This is a genomic window from Gilliamella sp. Imp1-1, assembly GCF_001690415.1.
GTDB classification, from domain to species: Bacteria; Pseudomonadota; Gammaproteobacteria; order Enterobacterales; family Orbaceae; genus Gilliamella; species Gilliamella bombi.
Window position 1 is genome coordinate 1 of sequence record NZ_LZHK01000052.1, and the last position, 22,184, is coordinate 22,184.

General features: G+C 33.4%; 20 protein-coding genes. 3 read left to right on the forward strand and 17 right to left on the reverse strand.

The window, feature by feature from the left end; translation table 11 throughout:
- Positions 1-301 (forward strand): transposase (locus A9G38_RS12220; RefSeq protein ID WP_176713215.1); only part of this gene is annotated, 301 nt, incomplete at its 5' end.
- Positions 302-445: 144 nt separating this feature from the next.
- Here A9G38_RS12220 and A9G38_RS05150 read toward each other — a convergent pair.
- The 17 genes from A9G38_RS05150 to A9G38_RS05230 all read right to left on the reverse strand — a co-directional run bounded on the left by A9G38_RS05150 (position 446) and on the right by A9G38_RS05230 (position 19,954).
- Positions 446-2,194, reverse strand: a complete 1,749-nt coding sequence (locus tag A9G38_RS05150; RefSeq protein ID WP_034913898.1) for an acetyl/propionyl/methylcrotonyl-CoA carboxylase subunit alpha — start codon at positions 2,192-2,194, stop codon at positions 446-448.
- Positions 2,187-3,794 carry an urea amidolyase family protein gene (locus A9G38_RS05155; protein ID WP_034913896.1) on the reverse strand — a complete coding sequence of 536 codons (1,608 nt, stop codon included), beginning with the start codon at positions 3,792-3,794 and terminating at the stop codon, positions 2,187-2,189. Before A9G38_RS05155 ends, A9G38_RS05150 begins: the two co-directional genes overlap by 8 nt.
- A gap of 164 nt (positions 3,795-3,958) precedes the next feature.
- A complete protein-coding gene (locus A9G38_RS05160) occupies positions 3,959-4,735 on the reverse strand; it encodes a LamB/YcsF family protein (protein WP_034913909.1) in 777 nt (258 codons plus the stop codon).
- 14 nt (positions 4,736-4,749) lie between these two features.
- Positions 4,750-5,985: an NRAMP family divalent metal transporter gene (locus tag A9G38_RS05165; RefSeq protein ID WP_034913894.1), complete on the reverse strand. Its 1,236-nt coding sequence runs from the start codon at positions 5,983-5,985 to the stop codon at positions 4,750-4,752.
- A gap of 449 nt (positions 5,986-6,434) precedes the next feature.
- On the reverse strand, positions 6,435-6,884 hold the full coding sequence (locus A9G38_RS05170; RefSeq protein ID WP_034913891.1) for an A24 family peptidase: 450 nt from the start codon (positions 6,882-6,884) through the stop codon (positions 6,435-6,437).
- A gap of 8 nt (positions 6,885-6,892) precedes the next feature.
- Positions 6,893-8,254, reverse strand: coding sequence for an RCC1 domain-containing protein (locus A9G38_RS05175; protein ID WP_034913888.1), 1,362 nt, complete (start codon positions 8,252-8,254; stop codon positions 6,893-6,895).
- A 20-nt stretch (positions 8,255-8,274) separates the two neighbouring features.
- A complete protein-coding gene (locus tag A9G38_RS05180) occupies positions 8,275-10,128 on the reverse strand; it encodes a vWA domain-containing protein (protein ID WP_141671732.1) in 1,854 nt (617 codons plus the stop codon).
- 135 nt (positions 10,129-10,263) lie between these two features.
- Positions 10,264-11,037 carry a tight adherence pilus pseudopilin TadF gene (gene tadF / locus A9G38_RS05185; protein WP_034913883.1) on the reverse strand — a complete coding sequence of 258 codons (774 nt, stop codon included), beginning with the start codon at positions 11,035-11,037 and terminating at the stop codon, positions 10,264-10,266.
- A 23-nt stretch (positions 11,038-11,060) separates the two neighbouring features.
- Complete coding sequence (locus tag A9G38_RS05190; protein ID WP_034913881.1) at positions 11,061-11,534, reverse strand: TadE/TadG family type IV pilus assembly protein; 474 nt, start codon at positions 11,532-11,534, stop codon at positions 11,061-11,063.
- Between the two features lie 30 nt (positions 11,535-11,564).
- On the reverse strand, positions 11,565-12,728 hold the full coding sequence (locus A9G38_RS05195) for a hypothetical protein (RefSeq protein WP_034913878.1): 1,164 nt from the start codon (positions 12,726-12,728) through the stop codon (positions 11,565-11,567).
- A gap of 18 nt (positions 12,729-12,746) precedes the next feature.
- Positions 12,747-14,177, reverse strand: a complete 1,431-nt coding sequence (locus A9G38_RS05200) for a type II and III secretion system protein family protein (protein WP_051634271.1) — start codon at positions 14,175-14,177, stop codon at positions 12,747-12,749.
- A gap of 2 nt (positions 14,178-14,179) precedes the next feature.
- Entirely contained in the window at positions 14,180-15,043 is an 864-nt protein-coding gene (locus A9G38_RS05205) for a hypothetical protein (RefSeq protein ID WP_034913875.1), read from the reverse strand.
- A 62-nt stretch (positions 15,044-15,105) separates the two neighbouring features.
- Positions 15,106-16,449 (reverse strand): tetratricopeptide repeat protein, encoded by a 1,344-nt coding sequence (locus A9G38_RS05210; RefSeq protein ID WP_176713232.1) that lies wholly within the window; start codon positions 16,447-16,449, stop codon positions 15,106-15,108.
- Between the two features lie 90 nt (positions 16,450-16,539).
- Complete coding sequence (locus tag A9G38_RS05215; protein ID WP_034913868.1) at positions 16,540-17,415, reverse strand: type II secretion system F family protein; 876 nt, start codon at positions 17,413-17,415, stop codon at positions 16,540-16,542.
- Positions 17,416-17,418: 3 nt separating this feature from the next.
- Positions 17,419-18,345, reverse strand: coding sequence for a type II secretion system F family protein (locus A9G38_RS05220; protein ID WP_034913864.1), 927 nt, complete (start codon positions 18,343-18,345; stop codon positions 17,419-17,421).
- Entirely contained in the window at positions 18,342-19,649 is a 1,308-nt protein-coding gene (locus tag A9G38_RS05225) for a CpaF family protein (protein WP_080702361.1), read from the reverse strand. Before A9G38_RS05225 ends, A9G38_RS05220 begins: the two co-directional genes overlap by 4 nt.
- 83 nt (positions 19,650-19,732) lie before the next feature.
- The gene (locus A9G38_RS05230) at positions 19,733-19,954 is read right to left on the reverse strand and encodes a Flp family type IVb pilin (RefSeq protein WP_034913861.1); all 222 of its coding nucleotides are present in this window, start codon (positions 19,952-19,954) and stop codon (positions 19,733-19,735) included.
- 257 nt (positions 19,955-20,211) lie between these two features.
- Here A9G38_RS05230 and A9G38_RS05235 point away from each other — a divergent pair, with 257 nt between their 5' ends.
- Together A9G38_RS05235 and A9G38_RS12795 are read left to right on the forward strand one after the other, a co-directional pair.
- A complete protein-coding gene (locus A9G38_RS05235; protein ID WP_051634270.1) occupies positions 20,212-21,813 on the forward strand; it encodes a sulfatase-like hydrolase/transferase in 1,602 nt (533 codons plus the stop codon).
- Between the two features lie 243 nt (positions 21,814-22,056).
- On the forward strand, positions 22,057-22,184 hold a 128-nt coding region (locus A9G38_RS12795; protein ID WP_141671666.1), incomplete at its 3' end, for a helix-turn-helix domain-containing protein.

Sequence of the window (22,184 nt, forward strand, 5' to 3'; positions counted from 1 at the left end):
TGAAAAGCTCGATGAAGTCAATACAGTGATAGCCGATAAAGGTTATGACAGCGAGCCTTTTCGGTGCTTTGTTCGTCAAAAAGGCGGACGAACGGTGATTGCTAAACGTAATTATGGTAAGGATATAGATAAAAGCAGTATGGATAGGTGCCTTTATCGCTATCGTCATTTAGTCGAGAATGCCTTTGCTAGAATCAAGCAATATCGTTCAATATCAACTAGATACGATAAGTTAGAAAGGAATTATGCCAGTATGGTATCACTGGCATTTATGTTAATGTGGCTGCCAATGTATTGTTGAGTAATTTATGTACAGCAAAGATCAACAGCCCCTAAAAATAGACAAAACATCATGCTAATGAGCATAAAACAAACAAAATATATTGTCTATATTTAATGTTTTTTGCTATTTTGATGAAAAACATTCTTGTTTTATCAGCGTTATCTAAATGATTTCTGCAACAGGTGATCCTGCGTTAACATAATTGCCTTCTTTGAGTATTTGTTTTAGCACACCATTTCGATGTGCAATAACTTGAACTTCCATTTTCATGGCTTCCATAATAGCAATGACATCGCCTGCGTTTACGCTTTGATTATCATTGATCACCCATTTAAAAAGACTACCAGAAACAGGTGACTGGACAATCAATTCAGATAATTCTTCTTTCACGCTTGAGGATGTATCTAAATTAGCTTCTGTTTGCAAGGATAACCCTGCAAGAAGTTGTGCAGGTAAACCGAGTTTACAACGTTTACCGTCAATCTCAATAAATGTGCGTGTCAACGCTGCTTCTTTTTGTGGTATTTGCCTTTTGGCTGGTGCTATTGTTGTAGTAAATTCAGTTTCAATCCAACGTGTATGTAATTTAAAATCATCACAAAAATCAGAATGTTCAATAACCGCACGAGCAAATGGCAACACACTAGCTACCCCTTCAATAGAAAACTCAGCCAAAGCACGGCGAGCCCTTGCAATGGCATGTTGTCGATTATTACCAACAATAATCAATTTTGCCATAAGGGAATCAAACGTTGCTGGAATTGTTGAACCAGCCATCACCCCACTGTCTATGCGTACACCAGGACCAGTTGGTACATCAAAACGTGTAATAGTACCAGCTACAGGTAAAAAACCGTTAGCTGTGTCTTCAGCATTGATACGAAATTCAATGGCATGAGCTCTAGGTGCAGGTGTTTCATCTATACTCAGAGGTAAACCTTGGGCAATACGCAGTTGCTCAATAACAAGATCGACGCCTGTAGTTTCTTCTGTTACTGGGTGTTCAACTTGCAATCTTGTATTAACTTCTAAAAAAGATAACTTACCATCTTGGCTAAGTAAAAACTCAACTGTCCCTACGCCTACATAGTTTGCTTTAGCGCAAATATCAATCGAAGATTGAATAATTTGCTGTTCTAATTGATCTGTTATAAAAGGTGCTGGAGACTCTTCAATTAATTTTTGATTACGTCGTTGTAATGAACAGTCACGTGTACCAACGACAACAATATTACCTAATGTATCAGCAATAACTTGTGCTTCAACATGCCGAGGATTATGCAAAAATTGTTCAATAAAACACTCACCACGCCCAAAAGCCGTTGTAGCTTCACGAACTGCGGAATGATAAAGTTCTTCTACTTCGTCCATTTGCCAAGCTACTTTTAAACCTCGACCACCGCCACCAAATGCGGCTTTAATAGCAATTGGTAAACCATGGGCATGCGCAAACTCAATAACCTCTTTGGCATCTTTTACAGGCTCTTTTGTACCAACAACCAAAGGAGCTCCCACTTGCAACGCAAGCTGTCTTGCTTTGACTTTATCACCCAATATTTCAATCGTTTCAGGCTTGGGGCCTACCCAAATTAAACCTGCATCTTGTACTGCTCTAGCAAATTCAACACGTTCAGATAAAAAACCATAACCTGGATGAACCATGGTGGCTCCTGATTTTTTAGCTATTGCGATAATTTTATCAATATCTAAATATGTATCGCTAGGTACATTGCCTGTTAATCCATAAGCTTCATCAGCCATTTGTACATGAAGTGCATCAATATCAGCATCGGCATAAATTGCAACAGATAACAAGCCTATATCACGGCAAGCGCGAATAATACGTACAGCAATTTCACCTCGATTAGCTATCAATACTTTATGTGTTATATTTTTATTATTTTCAGACATGATCAACATCACTCCCTTCAAATTCTTTAAACATCCCTATAGGATTAAACTTTATTTTAGCATTGACTGGAATTTGACCTGCTAAATCTAAATGATAATTACATACTGCACCAATAACAGGATAACCTCCTGTTAAAGGGTGATCATTCAAAAATAATACAGGTTGTCCATTAGCTGGTATTTGTATTGCTCCAATACAGGTACCTTCACTAGGTAATTCTTGTTGTTTTTCAAGAATTAACGGTTCCTTTCCAGATAAACGCAAGCCAATACGGTTAGAAGCTGGAGTAACCGACCACAACTGTGAAGTAAGAAGCGCTATCGATTGCTGAGTAAACCAATCGGTACGTGGTCCAAGCACAATATCTAACACTACTATATCATCACTAGTTGGGTAATTAATCATAGGAGTTTCTGATAATGATACTGGATTTAACGTTTTTGCTTTCTTAATCGCCAACATTTGACCCGATTTTAGTGGTAAGGGCCCAACTTGTGCAAGCGTATCAAAAGCACAGCTGGTTAAAATAGGTGTTACTTGAAAACCGCCACGCACAGCAAAATAACTACGAACGCCACATTTTACATTACCTAAACGGATAATATCACCTGCTTCTAATTGAATTGGCCGATACATAGGAGTAGTATAGATTTCACCTTGGATGGTGGTTATTGTGATCTCACATATAGCGCCCGTCACAGCAACTAACATTGGTCTGTTTATTTGGGTGCTAAAACCACCTTGGGTAATTTCTAACGCTGGTTCATTAATTGAGTTACCTAACACGCGGTTGGCACTGTGTAATGCGTTTTTATCCATCGCTCCCGATTCAGAAATGCCTAACGCCGCCTGCCCAATTCGGCCATTGTCTTGAAACAATGTTTGCAATCCTGTCGTTAATACTGTTATATCTTGTTGCTCAACAAGATCATCTTGTTTTTTAGCTGCTGATAAATGAGCAGGTAAATGATAAGTTGTTTTCGATTGGCTCACATCAATAAAATTAACCCGAGTACCAGGTTTGAACAGCGCTGGCTCATCACGATAAATATCCCAAACTGCCGTATCTGTAATGCCAATCAATTGCCAACCACCAGGGCTTGCTTGTGGGTAAACACTACTAAATTCCCCTGCCAAAGCAACCGATCCTGCTGGAATGCGGACTCGTGGCGAACTTCGACGTGGCACATTAAGCTGAGCCGTTTTAGATACCATATAAGCAAATCCAGGAGCAAAGCCACAAAAAGCCACTTGATACTCGTTATCAGTGTGCCTTGCAATGACTTCGGCAACCGTTATGCCTAGATAGTCTGCCACTTGAGGTAAATCTTCACCATTATAGCGAACTGGTATTGTTACCAATTCGCCAGATTGCATAACGCTTGCCGAAATATCTAATTGAGCAATCTGCTCAGCAAGTATATTAGCATTGGTTACAATGGGGTTATAACGGATTAATAGGGTTCGTGCCGCTGGAATTATTTCATTGATATGCCAATCAGCAATAACACCTTGAAGCACATCAGTAAGCGCCATGGTTTGCTCAAGGCTGTTTAATTCTACGATAAACGCATCGATATTAACGGGTAAAAATCGCATTAAGTACCTCGAAATATGATCAACATCCAATCACTAACAATACATATTTTATATTGTTTGGTCATATTAAAGACCAAGTTTATAGCTCACTTGGTAAAGTGTTGTCTAATCATATTTTTATTTTTTTTATTAATTTAATTAACTTTTTCAAAACATTAACTAATTTAGTTATTATTACTTTTAGCAAACGAAGCAATATTAATGCCATTTTGTTGTAGTTTTTGTCGCACTTTTTGTGCCATCGCTAAAGCGCCAGCACTATCGCCATGGACACAAATTGATCCTGCCTCAATACGCACAAATTGCTCTTCGATAGACATCACGCCACCATCATTAACCAATTGCAACATACGGTCGGCAACTAGCTCAGGATCGTGCAATACAGCCCCAACCTCTTTACGAGAAACTAAAGTACCATCAGCATGATAAGCTCTATCGGCAAACGCTTCAGCAACGACGCTTAAGCCACTTTCTTTAGCCCATTCAATCAGTTTTGAGCCAGCAAGAGCAACCAAAGTCAATGTCGAATCAACCGCACAAAGCGCATCAATCACCGCCATTGCTTGACGTTTATCGTGTGCAATAGTGTTATATAATGCGCCATGTGGTTTAACGTAAGTCACTTTGGTACCAATTGATGTGGCTAACCCTTTAATTGCCCCAATCTGATAAATTACATCAGCGGTTAACTCATCGGTTGCAACATCCATATTACGACGACCAAATCCCACTAAATCAGGGTAACTTACATGAGCACCCACTTGGACATTATTGGCTTTGGCCGCTTTTAATGTTTTTAAAATACCTGCTGGCGAACCAGCATGAAATCCACAAGCAATATTCGCACTGCTAACAACATTTAGCATTGCTTCATCATTACCCATTTGCCATTGACCAAAGCTCTCGCCAAGGTCACTATTTAAATCAATACATTTAGTGATTGCCATATTGTCCTCTATTTTAAATAGTTAAAAATAGTCGCAACCGACATTATGCCCATATACCAAGTAATTGCGCACACAACTAAACCTGACAACAATAACCATCTTGGATAATGATACCCTGACATAAGATCAGCACGTCGCCAACCAATATAAACAAAAATAGTTAACCCAAGCGGTAAAACTAAACCATTAAAACCACCAGCAAAGACTAATAATGATACAGGTGCAGTCCCCATAATTAAATAAATCGCAAGCGAAACAACAATAAAAATAATGGTAGCAAACTGACGTTGTCTGTCTGTAATAGTACGTTTAAACGGAGTAATAAACGTCATTGAAGTATAAGCTGCCCCAATAACACTAGTGATGGCTGCTGCCCATAAAATCAAGCCAAAAAGGCGCAATCCAAACTCGCCCAAAGCTGCTTGAAATGCTTGCGATGCAGGGTTAGCAGCATAACTTGAAATATCAATTGTCACACCACTTGCCACCACGCCTAAAATGGCTAAAAATAAGATATAACGCATCAAGCCAACAACCATAATTCCTTTAGTTGCAGCGCCTGAAACATAATCAATATGCTCAGCACCAACCATACCCTTATCAAGTAAACGGTGAGCACCTGCGTAAGAAATATAACCGCCAACTGTCCCACCAACTATGGTCGTAATTGAAGCAAAATCAACATGGCTTGGAAGCACTGTCTCTTTTAAAGCTTGACCAATCGGTGGATGCGATGCGAACACCACAAACAGTGTCAAAAAAATCATCAATAAACCAAAACCAATCATCAAACGATCTATAAAATGACTCGCTTTACGGGAAGAAAATATGTAAACCGCTAAAAGTGCACTAATTGCCCCTCCCCATTTAGGATCAAGGCCAACAAGTGCATTTAAACCTAAACCTGCACCAGCTATATTACCAATATTAAACACTAATCCACCAAATATAATTAGCACTGCCAGCAAATAACCACTAAATGGAATGGTTGCATTAGCTATATCTGAAGAGTTCATTTTGGTTAATGCCACAATTCGCCAAATATTTTGCTGAACAACAAAATCGATAATAATAGAGGTTAAAATACCAAATCCAAAAGCAGTACCAAGCGTAACGGTGAAGGTAGCGGTTTGAGTAATGAAGCCTGGGCCAATTGCTGATGTTGCCATTAAAAAAATAGCACTTATTAATGAAGCACGCCGATTTTTAACAAAAGCAACAGTACTACTGCTATGATTTTCCATACCGATGTTCCCTCTAAATATTTATAATTACAAATCTATCCAATGTTATTTATAAGCAATAACTATGCCATAACTTAAACAAAGTTTGATAAATGTTAGTTAATATAATTACTGTTTTTTAAGCAAAAAACTAATTAAAAATAATTATAATGATTCATCATTAAAAAGTAATAAACTTATAATACTCTAATAAAGAGCTGATATGCACCAAAATGGTATATATACATATTCTTAAAATAAGGGGATAAATTTTTTATTAAAAGTGACTAAAACATAATAATGTTTATATAGTTGTGTGTAAGATTATTTTAAATATTTTTAAGGAATAACAGTTATTAAGTGCTTGCAGGTTAAAAAAGAGTTTCCCACCCGCCTTCTTGGGGATGGAAAACATTGATATTTATTATAAAAATGCCATTATATTTGAGAAGTTAACTACAAGTAAGTTATTACATTATAACCTCAAATAAGGTTATTGATGTTAAAAAATAGCTACCACTAATGGCAAGCCCATAAGGCAATGTAACAGATTTTTTTTTGAAGGATCTGTATATTATTGCAATGATTGCCATTGGTAACCCCAAAAAGGTGATAACGACTAAGAAAAACGGAACACTATTTATTGGAATAGAGCTCAAAAGAACAGTAATTAATTTTATATCTCCAGCACCAACAAGTCGGCAATAAAACATGAATAGACCGCAAATTAAAAATATAGCTGATGCAATATAATCTAGATGCCCTTTGCCAAGGGCAAAATTCAAAATAACTAAAATGAATATTATTATAACAATTTTATTTGAGATAGTTCGATATTTTAAATCCGTATAACATGAAAATAACAAACATGCCCAAATAGCTAAAATAATAATATCATTGATTAATTCTTGGCTAATCATTATAGTCTTTATCCTTGACCAGGAACAAAATCTTTACCATAAACTTCTTTCATCGCTTTTGGCAATTCTTTTATTTCTACTCCTGGCCACTTAATAGGGTTCACTGATGAATAATATTTATTCCATAAATTCCAGCCTACTCCAAAAGCTTGTCCTTCATCATTCCAATAAATCAGATTCTCTTTACCTCCATCGATTTTAGTCAAATTACCAATAATATCCCTTTTTATTGGCATATAACCATACATTATCTGCCAATTGGCTCTATCATTAGCCGCAACCGTTACCCCCCATGTATATAGTTCCCCATCATTAGTGATGGCACTACATCCTCCATATCGGCAATAAAGCGTATTAACATTATCCATAACAAACTGGGGATCGGCTACATCTAGCTCGTTATCTACTTTATATTGATTTCCATTCTTATCAACCTCATACATTAGAGGTGTTTTTTTTTCACTTCCTAGATAACCAAATCCTATACCTAAATGATTAGCTGCCCCCATAGCCCACACTTTACCTTCCGAAGTTAAAAATGCAGTATAGCGGTTCCCTCCCGTAATAGTTACTATATCTCCACCACTAATACCAGGGGGAAGATTAGTAATTTGCACAGGGTATGTCTGGTAAACATGTACTGGTATTCCCCTGATACTATGCCTAAACCCATATTGATTTGACTCATCATCTCCCCAAGCAAAAACTTCACCACGTTCATTTATAGCCCAGGCAGATTCATAACCCGCCCCAATCAATACAACTGGACTATCGTGAAAATATGATTGAGGAATACGATGAAGTACTGTTGGTCCAATAACTAGCGAACCATTCGCCATTTGGCCGTAAGCTGATGTTCCCCAAGCATAAACCTCCCCACTTCGGGTTAAAGCAAAAGAAGTATATTCCCCAGCATTTGTCATGATGACATCTTTACCTTCTAAAACCAAGGTTGGTATAGTTTGATAATCTCCTATATTTCCAGCCTTAATAGCTGATGCTTGCCAAGCTCGATTGTCACCCCATGCCCAAACATCACCATGATCATCAAGAGCAATTTGGTGATATGCTCCTGCCGTTATTTGCGTAATATTAAGCCCTTTTTCGACAAAAAATTCTACTCTGTAAGGAGGCTTAAAACTACTATACGCCAAAGGACCACTACCTGATATCCCAGCATCTCTGTAGCCTGTAAGCCAAACATCTCCATTTTCTATCGTAATTCCTGTATCAATAGAGTTAGTTGAAGTAGGAGTTTTTACAAATGATTTTGTTGTCAACACGACGGCATCACTTCTTTTTCTTTCGTTTGCAAATAATGAAAAGCATAAACATGATGCAAATAATACCATTAACTTAATTAGTTTCATTTAGAGTAACCTCTATTTCATTATTGATTAGATTCATCTTTGTTAACAAAATTACCCGTTTCTGTCTGAATAATTTTTATCATAGTATCAAATAAACTCTGATAATCTCGAACCTCGTGTAAATATTCTCTATTGCCATTCATACATTTAGTAAACCATTTTCCGTACACTTGTTCATATTGTTCATCGGTTGTTAAATTGGCTGCATTAGGATCGAGTTTTATATAGTGGATCGTCGCCGTATTAGCTGCTCTTTCAATATAGCCGTTATTTTTATTAGTTGCTGAAGTTAATCCAGCCGTTATTGCTTGGCAAACACCTTCATCCAAAAAATTATCTCTAAGAATATCTGCTCCAGCATCATCTTTACCATCTGTAATAATAATCATCATTTTATTATTAGCAGATCCATTTGCCATTACAGGAACTGTCCTTAACAAGGCTGTTATAGTGTCTGTTCCTCCGCCAGGTTGCCAATTCCCATTCTGGATATAATTTAGTAAATCCGAATTATGATTTCCATTTTTACTAAAAGGGACTAAATGAGGAGACGCCTTAAATGTTCCAATATGCTTTGATGCTTCTAAAAACCTTCGATGGTTAGTTGGTAAATTAATCACCTTTTCGCTCATTATGTTATTACTATATAAAGGCGATTGGCACATTCCAAAAAATGGCGAAAAATCACTAACAGTAGGCGAAATAGGTCGATTAAATGTTATTGTATTGCTTTTTATACCACTGAACAATGCATCAATTGTACCTTGTACATCAACTGTTCTAGTGTTAGCAAATGAATAATGTACATCAGAATATTTTCCCGAAAACATGTAATCATATAGTTGAACAACTTTACCATATTGGCTTTCAATAATTTTCCTATTTTCAGGACGCAATGGATAATCAGGACTATTTTCACCACAAGCATATCTTGCTGTTCCCATATTAAGCACTTCAGCTTGATGTCTATTACGGCATAATCCACTGCGCTCTAAGGCATTATCATTATTTAATCCTTTCGCTGGTCCAATTATTTGTGAATAATAACGATAATTAAAATAATCCAAATAATAAGTAACCGTGTTCGCATATTTACCTAAATAGTCATAGTCTAAATAGCCCTCTCTCATCCCTCCGCTTTCCTTTAAACTACTCCATCTAGCATATGCTATATTTTTATTTGCCCAAAAGTTATAATCAACTTTATCATAAGGGCTTTGCAATTTGTACATAACTGAACAACCGTAACTTTCTCCACCTGCTGGGTTTTTAGCATCCAGCTTAACGGGCACACCAATATCATAAGGAACTAATGCAAATTTAATCTCTGAATGTCCTTGAAAATTATTAATAATATTAGCTATTGCTTGTTTCATATATTGAAGACGTTGCTGATCACTATTTCCATTTGGAGGAGAGTAGTCATTACAACTTGTATCACCATATTGGCATGTTGCTGAACCTGAAAAATCACTAATAAAAGCAATATCAAATGAGTCATATCTATCAAATTTCTTTGTATTACCATAACTTTCAGTTTTATTGCTAACAATCATAGATTGATTTTCTTTTCCTTTGTCTTTACTACTCGTTAAGGAATCAACTTTCTGTTTATAGGCTATACTATATACCTTTGTGTCTTTATTATATTCTATATTAATAGAGGCATCGGCATCTTCTACTAAATCATCACTAATTTTTTGATAAACAAAATAATTAATATAGTTCAATGCCATTTTGCGATTTTGCTCAATTGCTGCCTTATCAGCATTTTCATTGTTTAATGCGATAATAGCCAACGAAGCTTCGTTAGTAGCTTCAGAGATCCTTGCACGATCGCGCATCGTTTGAGTATGATTTATTGAAACTAACATACAAATTAGCATTGCAGGAAACATCAAGGCGAAACTTATAATAGCACTCCCTGAAGAACACTTAAAAAAAGATTTCTTATGATTAATTTTTTTATGTCTATTATGGCTCATATAATACTCTCAAAAGTGTGTTGATTACCGATAATAAATTGGGCAATTTCCATCAGAGCTTGAAATATCATTACAACGTGATAACACTACAATATTGCTACATAAATTTGGTAAAGTATCAGTAGCTTTTCTGCTTGAATTAAACCATTTTAAATAAAGGCTTTCTTCGTTAACTATACACATACTAACTCGATATAAGGGAATCCAACGCCCTGCTAACCCTGTTGTGGGATCAGCTGATCGTTCAACATACGGAACAAGTTTGGAATAGTCAGTAAGTGAGTTATTTAAATTATCAGTCATACTGGGTAACGAATTAAAATAGTCCTCAATACTACTATCATTATTACATATACTAGAAGAGCAAGAACTTGCGCTTAGATTAACGAGTTGCGCATGTGCCAAGCTTTTGGGATCAGCAACATTTTGAAAAATAAATAAACTATCGACTTTTAAAGTAACATTACGTCCATTTAGTAATGAACTCGCTAGTCGGCTTAGTTCTTTCACTTGAGTATCATCAAATAACTCATGAGAATTAAAACAGGAGTTAGAATCAGCACATAATGCAGCCACATCTTGAACATTCGAACCATCTATTACTGGATAAATTGCTGATCTTTCACGAAAAATAGAAGCTACACTATAATTCGCCCGCTCTAATCTATTTTGTAACATAATACTACTGTAAGTATCATAGATAATAAATAGTAAAACTGTAAACAAACAAAAGCATGCTGCAAATTCTATTGAAATTATACCGTCTTTATTACGAAAAAAATTATCAGAATATCTCATTTTTTATTTCATTCCTTTAATTATTAATTATTTTGATAAAACTCACGGTAAATAATAGTCTTCTTCCCCAAAGAACTGTCAAGTATACGGCCAAACAGATTAGAGAACATAGCATTGTAGTCATACTTCAATTCAAATAATAGTATCGGAGCATCGCTAACAGGAACATTTAGGCAATTATTATTAATTGCCTCCTCAATTTTTTTACAATATTTCACAGTTATTTTAAATTTTTGTGGATCAGTTATATATGGCCATGAAGGAACTTCAGAATTTATTAATTCTTGTAATTGTTGATTATAATCTGCATGTTGAGAAATTGCTGTTTTTCTAGTTATTTCAGTAGTCATCAGATCTAAAGCCGAACCAATAACCATAATTCGACTAAATTCTAATACAAATAAAAATAGAACAATTAAATAAGGAAAGACAATTGCAAACTCTATCGAAACACTTGCATTTTTTTGACGAAATAATAAATTCCAATATTTCAACATAATTTTTGCTCTACTCTATTATCTTAATGATTAATCTTTCTTTTTCTTTAATATTGAAAAAGATATTTTTTGTTTATTTTTTTTAATTTTTTTATTCCCAATAATAGCCGCAGCCATTTCATTTATTTCACTGCTAGTATGTGCTTTTTTAAATTTATCTATTCTTGGAATAAATTTACGCGTAAAATCAATACTTCTATCTAGAAACTCCTCAATATCCTGATTTTGTAAAGCATTTTTTTTATCAAAAGGGAGATTTTCATTTAAACAAACTAAAAATCGTTTATTCAATAAATCCGTATTTTGTGTACTAATGCGCGAAATTTCATCTAAAATTCTCTTAGCAACTTTGATTGAAAAGGGATCTCTATTTATTACAATAAATACGATGTTTGAAAGTTTTATGATCTCATCAAAATGCCTAAACGAAGATTGTAATCCCATATTTTGATCAATAACAGTAATATTAAATTGACCTGAATTTAGATCATCATATTTCCAAGCCTTATCAGCAAGTTCAACTTTTACTTGTAAAGACATTTCAACATCAACTATTGAACCATCTTGAGGAATTGGTGTTTCAAATAAAAAATCTGCATTAGGGCTTGTAGTTGCACCTTGGATATAAAGAAGTGGATAATTTGTTAAAGAACTAATTTTTTTTAGTGTATGAACTGCTAATGATGATGTGCCAATTCCACCTTTACAGCCTAAAAATGCAATAACGCTACCTACTCTTTGGCTTGAACCTGGTGGTGTGACACTCCTTGAATGTAAGATATCAGGAATTTTCTCTAATTGACTATTCTCTAATAAAAAATGAATTCCTTTTTTTAATAAAAATTCAGAAAACTGAATCGAATCATAGCTACCAATAAGTATCGTTGATGCTTGAATTGGAAAAAAACGATTGATATTTTCGGATAATAGCTCAGCATCATTTTCGTCTTCAATATCTAAAATAATAGCATCATACTTATTCCAACGTGGCTCTTCTTTTAATTCAGATAATTCTAATGAGAAGATCTCCATGCCTAATACATTGTAAAGGAAAAGCACTGAACGAATATTTTCAATCAATTCAGGTCTTTTGCTTAAAATAGCAATCTGAAAACCAGAAATACGTCCAACTACAAATTCTTGTGATGGTTCTTTTGATATATCTTTATCTTTTTTATTACCAAATAATTGCATAAGAATCCCACTAATCTTTTATTCAATAAAACCCATATCGTTAATAAACTTTTCACTTTCATTAGATATTGGTACTGTTTTTCGTCGTTGTTTATCCATATTATTCTTAATATTAAAGAAACTATTTACTGCATCTGTCCGCTCTAAAATCGGCAACTCTACACCATCAAAGCTATTATTAGGTGTAACTAAATTGACCGTTGCAAATACGACCATTTCAGTCTTTTCACGACCAGTTGTAGTACTACGAGCTAATGCCCCTAAAATAGGAATCTCACTAACAAAAGGAATACGAGATAATGTTTCTGAGTCCTGTTCGCTAATTAATCCTGCAATAACAAAGCTGTCACCATCAGATAAATCAATAGTAGAACTTGTTTTTCGAGTTTGCAAAGTCGGTATATTGTAATTATTAAAAGCGTATGAACCTGCAACCGAACTCACTTCGTTATTAATAAATAATCTAATACGTTTGTCATTATTTACCTTGGTACTAATATTTAATTTAATACCGTATTCTTTATAAGTAACATCAGAATCGCCATCTTTACCTTTAGTCACAATAGGAATCTCACCACCAACAAGAAACGCTGCACTTTCGCCAGATAATACAGATAAATTAGGTTGTGCTAAAATTTTAGCTAAGCGATCATTTTTTATAGCACGAATCATTGTAGTAATGTTATGAATATTAAATCCTTTTTTTAGACCTAATAGAGTGAACTCACCAATATTGTTCATCTTAAAATCTTGACCTTTGGCCATACTATCTAATGTTAAACTTTGCCACTCAATACCCAATGAATCAGTAAAAGTTTTGCTAACTTCAACAAAAGTCAATCTTACATTAACTTGATACTCTTCAATTACTCTAATATTATCAATAATATTGTTATATACATAGTAATCTTGAAATGTAAGATCTTGGCTAGCAAATTCATCAGATACTTTACTTCGTATTCGCTCTGCATTTTGTCCAACAAGTGTACCTACAAGCGCTATAATTTTACCTTTTGTTGTAGTATCTGGTGTAGTACCATTTAGTACATAAACAAACCTACCATTTGGGTCACCGTTATCGTAACGATCTATTGTTACGCTACTATTTGGAAAGTTTTGCGCTAGCCTATGTGTAATTTGAGATAAAAGTGGATCAACATTGATAGTATCATTAATGATAATATTATTAGCATCGTCATAAACAAGCAAGCTGGTTCTACCATTTTGCTTACCATATATAATTAGCGATTTACCATCAACAACTTCATAATTTGCTACGCTGTCTTGGCTAATAAAAACAGTACCTACATTCTCAGGTAAAACAATTGTTTTACTCTGCCCAATCTGTAAATTGTGAGTATTAGCAAAAATCAACGGGGAGAAGCTAATTGATAATAAGTAAACTAGACATTTTATTTTTTTAATAATTGGTTTGAATTTTATTAGCATTCTTAATTCCCTTTTAGCAAATTAAGCTGTTTTTTCTTTGAAAAAATAGCTTTATCAGTTAATGGCCATTTCTTTTCTTTATCATTTAATAAACGTAATCCATCATCAATATTTTGTTTATAAGTACTTGGATACATCATAACTGTAGAATTTGTCATTAGTGTTCTTAATAATTTAATTTCTTGATTTGAAAGCTCTAATTGAACTTGACCCACCTCTTTTCTCTGAAAATTTTGTTCTATTTTATTTTCCAGATCAATATAGAGAACCTTTTTACCAACAATAATTGGTTTTATGCGATTTTTAACAAAATCATCACTAGGCGAAACTAATCTATCCTCTTTATAATTTTTAGTATTAGACTTAGATAATTCATCATCACTATAAAATATATAGAGATCAACAAGATCTCCACCCTTTAGATTTTTTAACAAGTAAGAATCAATTTGATCCAATTTAAATGGGAACATATAATTTCCTTCTTTTATCGCTAACAGTAAATATTCCTCTGAATTAGGTGAAGCAATAAAACTATTTTCTATAAATGCATCTTTTGCAATATTATTTTTAGCAACATAAGCATCAATTTCTGTTGCATCGTCTATATATTTGGATTTGTCATTAGACCCAATTTTGACTTCAATCGATTTAAAATAATAATCATCCTTAGTCAAAATTTTTCTTTTACTAATATCACGTTTAGCAACAGCTACTGTTATGATTTCTGTTTTAGGTTCTTCTTTAACTTGAACTGGTTGCTGAACTATCGGCTCCGCAACAGGCTCAGGCGAAGATTTGGTAAATAGCAATGCCAATCCCACAACTAGCATTAATATATACAGAATAATTATTTTTTTTTGTTTCATGCAAACTCCCTAAAATATTATATCTATTGTTATTATTATTGTTATTATTATTGTTTTTGCACTTATTTATTCTCTGAATAAAAATCGAATGCAAAGCAATGTGCTTTACCGTTAGAATTAGGGCCTGCATCGAAATCCTTCACTATTGAGTCCTGTTTTGTTTTTATTTGTAAAACTAAAGTTTTTTCGGCAGTTAAAGTTCCTGTAACATTGGCAAAATCACGGTCACTACGAGAAATTTGGTTAATGATATAATTTATTCCTTTACTAGGAAGGGTTACGTCATATAACGATAATTTAAACTCTGTTGGTGAAATTTTTTCAATTACGTATTGATTTTTATTTAATGGATTAACCGTTTCAAATGCTATTCGGCTAAATTTTCGATGTTCACCAGATCGAACAGCTAAAATAGTCAATTGAGTCGTCGCCTGATTGACTTGATTATTTTGCTTAGAATCTGTTGTATTAGCGACCGCTAAATTAGTTACAGTAGGTTGAGAAGCTGTTTTAGATTGAGTTTCTGCATCTAATTTAGTCACACCCGATAATTTAGTGCTAATTTCTGACTTACCGGTATTTTGTGAATTAATTAATTTTTCAGGCTTAATAACTTGTTTATCGGTTTTAGTAACCTTTTGTGATGCTGTTTTCTCAATTGTATACTGCTTTTGATTATCACTTTGTGCTGGCATAATTTCATTAAATTTAATCGCATCAATTGGCTCAATCTGTTTTAGTTCTTGAATTAATATTTCTGGCTCATTAGATAACCTATGCCCTAAACAAAATGACTTAGCCAATTGAATTTTATTTAATTTAACCAACGTGTAAAGCAAGTTATGAAGAATGGTTTGATCACGATATCCTTTTGTATATAAAATATTTAAGTGCTTATAAGCCTCATTATAATCTTTATTCAAAATTGATAGCATAGCTAGATTATTTGTGACTTTATTTTCATCATAAAAATTTTCCCTAGCTAAATTGAATGAATATCGAGCTGCATCATATTGTTTCTTTTTCAATAAAACAATACCTTTTACATTATATGCTTCACCGTTTTTAGGATTAATCGTGATTGCTTTGTCTAAATATTCTAATGCGGTGTCATTATTCCCCATTTTTGATTCAACATGACCATACAAAACAAAAAGATTATCATTTTTGCTTTTATTTGAAACAGGGCTTAATGTTCTTTTTGCTGCTTCATAATCATTAGATAAGTAATAGACTTGAGCTAGTTTATATCTTGTATCTTCAGTATCAGATTTTTGTAAACGTTGTTTATAAAGCTCAATTAAACCGCCATAATTTTTTGTAGTTTCATGAATATAAATTTTTTGTTGCTCATTTAAATCATATCTTAAATTACTATTTTGACATCCAGTAACAACAAACAACATTGAACATACCACAATAAATTTTGGATTTATTAATCTTCTTGGTTTATAGCATTTTAAAAAATCATTCATTATCTCTAGGTCCCTAATTATTCATTTCATCATACTTAATGTCGATACAATATTCATAATAACTGGCGCAACAACAATAACAAGAACAGGAACTAAAAAGAATAGCATCATCGGCATTGTCATTTTAGCTCCAATAGCAGCAATTCTTTCCTCTATTGTTAATTTTTGTACGTCTCTAATCTCAGCTGATAATTCTAATAAAGCATCATAAATCGAATTACCATAGCTAATACTTCTTTTTAAAGTAATACAAAACATTCTTACTTCTTTACAAGGTACTTCACGCTGAATTAAATCAATAGAAAGTTCAATACCATTGACATCCATCATTAAACAAGCTCTTTCTAAAATGGCTGCCACATCATTATTAATTGGTTTTACTCTCGTGCTTAAATATCTAAAACCATTTTCGACTGTCATGCCTGATTTCACCATAATTGCCATCATATCAATGATCAATGGTAAATCTTGTGAAATTCTTTTAATCCTTTTTTCTGTCTGTTTTTTAACTAATCTATCAGGCAGAATAATAACTATAACAAGAATAAGGAATAGCACAACCAGTAATACATTTGAACTAAGTTCAACAAAAGAAAATATTTGATTCACAAGATAAAAAAATGAAAACCCGATAATGATAGCGTAAATCTTCCAACTATTTTGTTCTTGAAAACGACGCAAAAAACTTAAGGTTATACTATTTTTTGCAGCAAGCTTTTCAAAAGCAACATTTCTTTGGTTAATATGCTTTTTAGGTGCTTTCTTTTCCTCATTTTCATTATTTAATAACAAACTGAGTTTTTCTTTTCTTTGATTCAACAAATATAAGCAGACTAACTCTCTACTACCTATAAAAATTAAAATAATGGGGATTAATATATTTAGTAAATTAATCATAACTTAAATGACCTTGCTGATCATTCCTCTTATAATGATAAGACCAATAGCCACACTACCGAAAATATAATATAAAACATAATGACCAACCGTTGTACCAACCAATTGCTCATAATTTGCTGGGGAAGCAAATTTAAGAATAAAAACAAAAGCAAAAGGCATACAGCCTAGTATTTTCATAGTCATTCTTAATTCAGCCGTTTTACCGTCTCTAGTTTTAGTTAAAATTCGATTGTTTACTAGCATTTTTGTTAACCTGCTAAGAACTTCTTTTAATTCTCCACCACTATCTAGATTAACCATTACTGTCAAAATAAAAAAGTAATATTCTGGAAATGGAAGTCTTAAATAAGATCTTATTAAAACATCCTCAATATTTTCACCAATTTCAATTCGGCTATCCACATCCTTCATTACTTTACCAACAATTCCATCAATAGAATTTCCACACGTTTTAAAACTTGTTGTTATTGCGCCACCAGATGACACAACACCTGTAATGGTATTTAATGCTTCAGGAAATGTATCGTAAAATTCTTTTTTCAACTTTCTCTTTTTGATAAAAATAATTACGACAATTGTGGTAATAATACTAACTAAAGTAGCTACATAACCATTATAGTTAATATACTTTTCATTCAATATGATACCTGCAACTGTACCTGCAAAAATATAAACAAACAACCGACTTTTTGATTGCCCCATTGTAAGTAAATTGTAATAAGCTCTAATCTTCATTCGAAAATTAAAGCTGAAACGTTCCCAAAAGGATTGTTGCCTTTGGGATAATTGTCTTTCGACCAAACTTGATAACGAAGTATTTTTAGCTTCGACATTATAAAATACTTGTAATCGCCCACTACGACGATGCAATGTAAAAATATTTATAGCAGCAATAGAAATAAGTACAATCGAAAGAAGTAGAATCATGTTTTTACACCTGCTGCGTTTAACATTAGTTTTTCTAACACATCTGACATTTCATAATATTGAGCACTGTCATAAAGTGCAGATCGCCTAACTAATCCATTACAAACAAATTCACCTTGAATCTTACCGTTATCATCCCTTTCGTCGTGAATTTTAAACTTAAAAACATCATGAGTAACAATATTATCAGATTCTAATCCCATAACTTCAGTAATACTCATTACTTTACGTTGTCCATCTGGAAGGCGAGAGGCTTGAATAATAAAGTTAACGGAAGAAGCAATATAATGCCTTATTGCAACAATAGGTAACTCTGGTTGAGCCATAATAATCATACTTTCTAATCGGGATAAAGCATCTCTAGCAGTATTGGCATGTAACGTCGACATTGAACCATTGTGACCAGTATTCATCGCTTGAAGCATTTCGAAAGCTTCTTCACCACGGCATTCCCCTAAAATAATTCGATCTGGTCGCATACGCAATGCATTAACTAACAAATTTTGCATAGTTACTCTTCCACGACCATCCTCACCACCTGATTTGGTTTCCATTCTAAGCACATGATCTTGCTGTAACTTTAATTCAGCGGCATCTTCAAGTGTAATAGTTCGCTCATGTTCACCAATAAATCCAGATAGAGCATTAAGCATTGTAGTTTTACCAGAACCTGTTCCACCCGAAACAATAATATTCATTCGACAACGAGCTGCAATAACTAAAAAATTAGCCATGTCTTCATTTAGTGAACCATAGTTGATCAAGTCATGAAATGTTCTACGACCAGTACCAAATTTACGAATTGACATCGAGGTACCATCAATGGCGACTGGAGGAATAACAACATTAAGACGGCTACCATCGGGCATCCGTGAATCGACTAAAGGATGCGCCTCATCAATATTTTTACCAACTTTATTGACCAAACGTCTTGCGATATCAAGTAGTTGACGCTCGTTTATAAAAAACTTATCCGTTTTAGCTAGGATTCCACCCCGTTCAACATAAATACTATAAGGACCATTGACTAAAATATCATTAACTGTTTCATCTTTCATTAATGAGTCAATTGGACCATAACCAATAATTTCATCACAAATCATACCTGCCAATACACTAGATTCGTCGGCAGTAATATAAGCATTGCCAGAGTTAACGATATCTCTGATTATTGTTTGAATTTCACGTAGAACTCGATTCGGTTCGTTCTTTAATTGCTCAATTAAATCAAGATCAAGCACTTGAAAAACTAAATCACGAACTTTACCCCATTCAGCAGAAAACCTAATTTGTTGATTAGCCATATCATTTATTATATTTTTTTAAATACACATGAAAGTTACTAGTACTGTATAAGTACTAGTAACTTTATCTTCAAACTACATAATTACATAGTAGCGATTTTATCGCTGACTTTATCTTTCATTTTATCAAAAACATTACTTAGCATTGTTTGTACTGCACCATTTTCTTTAAAGATAAGGAATACAACAGTAGCAACACCAGCTGCAACGATTGCATATTCGATTGCAGTTACACCTTGCTCATTTTTAACAAATTTACCTAAAAAATTTCTTGCTTGAGCACGAATTGCTGATAAATAAATCATTATTTTCTCCTTTTAAATATTTCTTAAATTATTACTAAAAATTTATACTTCTTTTTCAAGAAGCGAATACATTTTACACTAACAAAAACAAAATAACTAGCTTTCGATCTAAAATTGTATTTTAATAAATCACCTTATAACTATTGAGTAAATATTCACCATAAACGTAAATATAACTGCTGCTGTTTTTTCAAATAGATGTGTTTTGAAAAAAATAATTGATTACTATAACTTTTATAAGATAACTAAGATATATTATGAAATCATATGAAATCGCAAGAAGTTCCCGCTTAATTTTACTGTTAATCTATACTTTTATTAGTGCTATTTTTGCTTTTATTTACCTTACTAAGTCTAATGCACAGCAGGATGGATGTTGTTTTGAAAATCCTTTATTTTATCTAAATTTGGTAACAACTTTATGTTTTATTGTGTTAGTACATAAAAGCATTAGTAGTAATCATAAGCTCATTGTTGCCTTTGGTTTTTTATTTTTATTTCTTTTTTTATCTGAAATTAGTTATTTCATTTTTTATGGGGAAATGATATCAGAAGGAGTTCTTGATTCTATTATTGAAACTAATTCTCAAGAAGTGATGTCAATGACTAAGCAAGCTTTAATCATAATAGGCCCTGCGTTTATTACGACCTTTCTTATTGCATTTATCCTTAAAAAAATAATTTCTGTTAAATTTAATATTTTTATTCCCTTATCCTTGTATATACTTATGCTGTTAGTTATTAGTTTATTCCTGATAACAAATTCATCAATAAAAGCTGAAATCAAGCGAGGTGACTATAAAAGTACTGCTGAGATAGTTCGTCGAATTTATCCAGCTGCATTAGGTAATTTATCCTATCTTTTTGCTAGTTATACTTCAACAGATATTTATTCAAATACCCATGAAATTGAAAAATTTAATGAGGCTATTCTTTTGCCGCCCAGTAAGCCTGATAACGACTTGATCGTATTTATCATGGGGGAATCATCTTTAGTTACTCGCTATAGCGCTTACGGTTATCATAAGCAAACTACGCCTTTTATGACCAATATTTTTAGTCAAAATGGCGGATGCATTATCTCAAATAGCCACTCAGCGGCAGCCTTTACTCGGGATTCTATACCTATGACACTTTCATTCAATGTGCCCGAAAGTGATGAAAATTTATTTGATAATAAATCGATTATTGAGATGGCTAAGTTCAATCATTACAAAACTTATTGGTTAGCATCGGCCGCACAACAAATTCAAGGTACATTTAATACTAAGTTTGGCTTTATTGCACGTAAAAGCGAAGTTATCACTTTTAGTGAAGATAGCCTAGATATCAATTTAAGTCAATCATTAGAAGACATGCTACAAAAAGATAATTCTCCGAAAAAATTTATTTTTGTGCATTTGCGCGGTAGCCATCAACCCTATACAAAAGGTTATGATGAAATAGATAAACAAGCTTTACCTGATGCCGAAGCATATGATTTAACTATTCATCATACAGATCGTGCTATCAAAGCATTATATGATGTTATCAATAAATATAGTAACAACTATACTGTTATTTATACTTCGGATCATGGCGAAATTGTGAATGTTGGGCATGGTATTGGTGACAACATTGACCAGTTTCTAATCCCTTTTATGTTTATATCAACCAATCAGCGATATAATTGCCAATTTATTGAATCGTTTCGGGGATCAGACGGTTATTTAAGTGGGCTTATGAATAAATATATTTTATCTAATCTGTTAGGTTATGAAATTGATCAGGGTACCCTTGACAAAGAAAAGAATAATGATCGAGTTTTTATGCCAAACAGTAGAGTAATGCCTTTTTCAAAGTTACTTAACAAGCATTAATTTGTTGCCTACCACCATACTATATATTGGGTAATGGATAGAAAGAACTGCTACACAAATTTTATACAACAATATTAAAAAGGGAGCATAAAAATATGCCCACCCATTTTTACTATTACATACTAGGAACTATTGATTTTCCTGGATTCAAACATGAAGTGCAATTTTAAACACGGTGGAGTGAAGAAAGTAGAAAGGTGATTTATACTAGCACCTTCGCACCACCACAGTTTGGAGATTGCTATGTATTATAATCACCTTTCTAGGAAGGAAAGATACCAGATTTTCGTATTATTACAAGCCGGAAAGAATAAAAAAGAGATAGCCCAGCTACTCAATAGACATCCTTCGACAATAAGTCGAGAGATAAA

Excerpts from the sequence above, each read along its gene's own strand:
- A9G38_RS05150 (WP_034913898.1), bottom strand. The coding sequence starts at position 2,194 with ATGTCTGAAAATAATAAAAATATAACACATAAAGTATTGATAGCTAAT.
- A9G38_RS05155 (WP_034913896.1), bottom strand. The coding sequence starts at position 3,794 with ATGCGATTTTTACCCGTTAATATCGATGCGTTTATCGTAGAATTAAAC.
- A9G38_RS05165 (WP_034913894.1), bottom strand. The coding sequence starts at position 5,985 with ATGGAAAATCATAGCAGTAGTACTGTTGCTTTTGTTAAAAATCGGCGT.
- A9G38_RS05170 (WP_034913891.1), bottom strand. The coding sequence starts at position 6,884 with ATGATTAGCCAAGAATTAATCAATGATATTATTATTTTAGCTATTTGG.
- A9G38_RS05175 (WP_034913888.1), bottom strand. The coding sequence starts at position 8,254 with ATGAAACTAATTAAGTTAATGGTATTATTTGCATCATGTTTATGCTTT.
- A9G38_RS05180 (WP_141671732.1), bottom strand. The coding sequence starts at position 10,128 with ATGTTAGTTTCAATAAATCATACTCAAACGATGCGCGATCGTGCAAGG.
- tadF (WP_034913883.1), bottom strand. The coding sequence starts at position 11,037 with ATGAGATATTCTGATAATTTTTTTCGTAATAAAGACGGTATAATTTCA.
- A9G38_RS05190 (WP_034913881.1), bottom strand. The coding sequence starts at position 11,534 with ATGTTGAAATATTGGAATTTATTATTTCGTCAAAAAAATGCAAGTGTT.
- A9G38_RS05195 (WP_034913878.1), bottom strand. The coding sequence starts at position 12,728 with ATGCAATTATTTGGTAATAAAAAAGATAAAGATATATCAAAAGAACCA.
- A9G38_RS05200 (WP_051634271.1), bottom strand. The coding sequence starts at position 14,177 with ATGCTAATAAAATTCAAACCAATTATTAAAAAAATAAAATGTCTAGTT.
- A9G38_RS05205 (WP_034913875.1), bottom strand. The coding sequence starts at position 15,043 with ATGAAACAAAAAAAAATAATTATTCTGTATATATTAATGCTAGTTGTG.
- A9G38_RS05210 (WP_176713232.1), bottom strand. The coding sequence starts at position 16,449 with ATGTTGTTTGTTGTTACTGGATGTCAAAATAGTAATTTAAGATATGAT.
- A9G38_RS05215 (WP_034913868.1), bottom strand. The coding sequence starts at position 17,415 with ATGATTAATTTACTAAATATATTAATCCCCATTATTTTAATTTTTATA.
- A9G38_RS05220 (WP_034913864.1), bottom strand. The coding sequence starts at position 18,345 with ATGATTCTACTTCTTTCGATTGTACTTATTTCTATTGCTGCTATAAAT.
- A9G38_RS05225 (WP_080702361.1), bottom strand. The coding sequence starts at position 19,649 with ATGGCTAATCAACAAATTAGGTTTTCTGCTGAATGGGGTAAAGTTCGT.
- A9G38_RS05230 (WP_034913861.1), bottom strand. The coding sequence starts at position 19,954 with ATGATTTATTTATCAGCAATTCGTGCTCAAGCAAGAAATTTTTTAGGT.
- A9G38_RS05235 (WP_051634270.1), top strand. The coding sequence starts at position 20,212 with ATGAAATCATATGAAATCGCAAGAAGTTCCCGCTTAATTTTACTGTTA.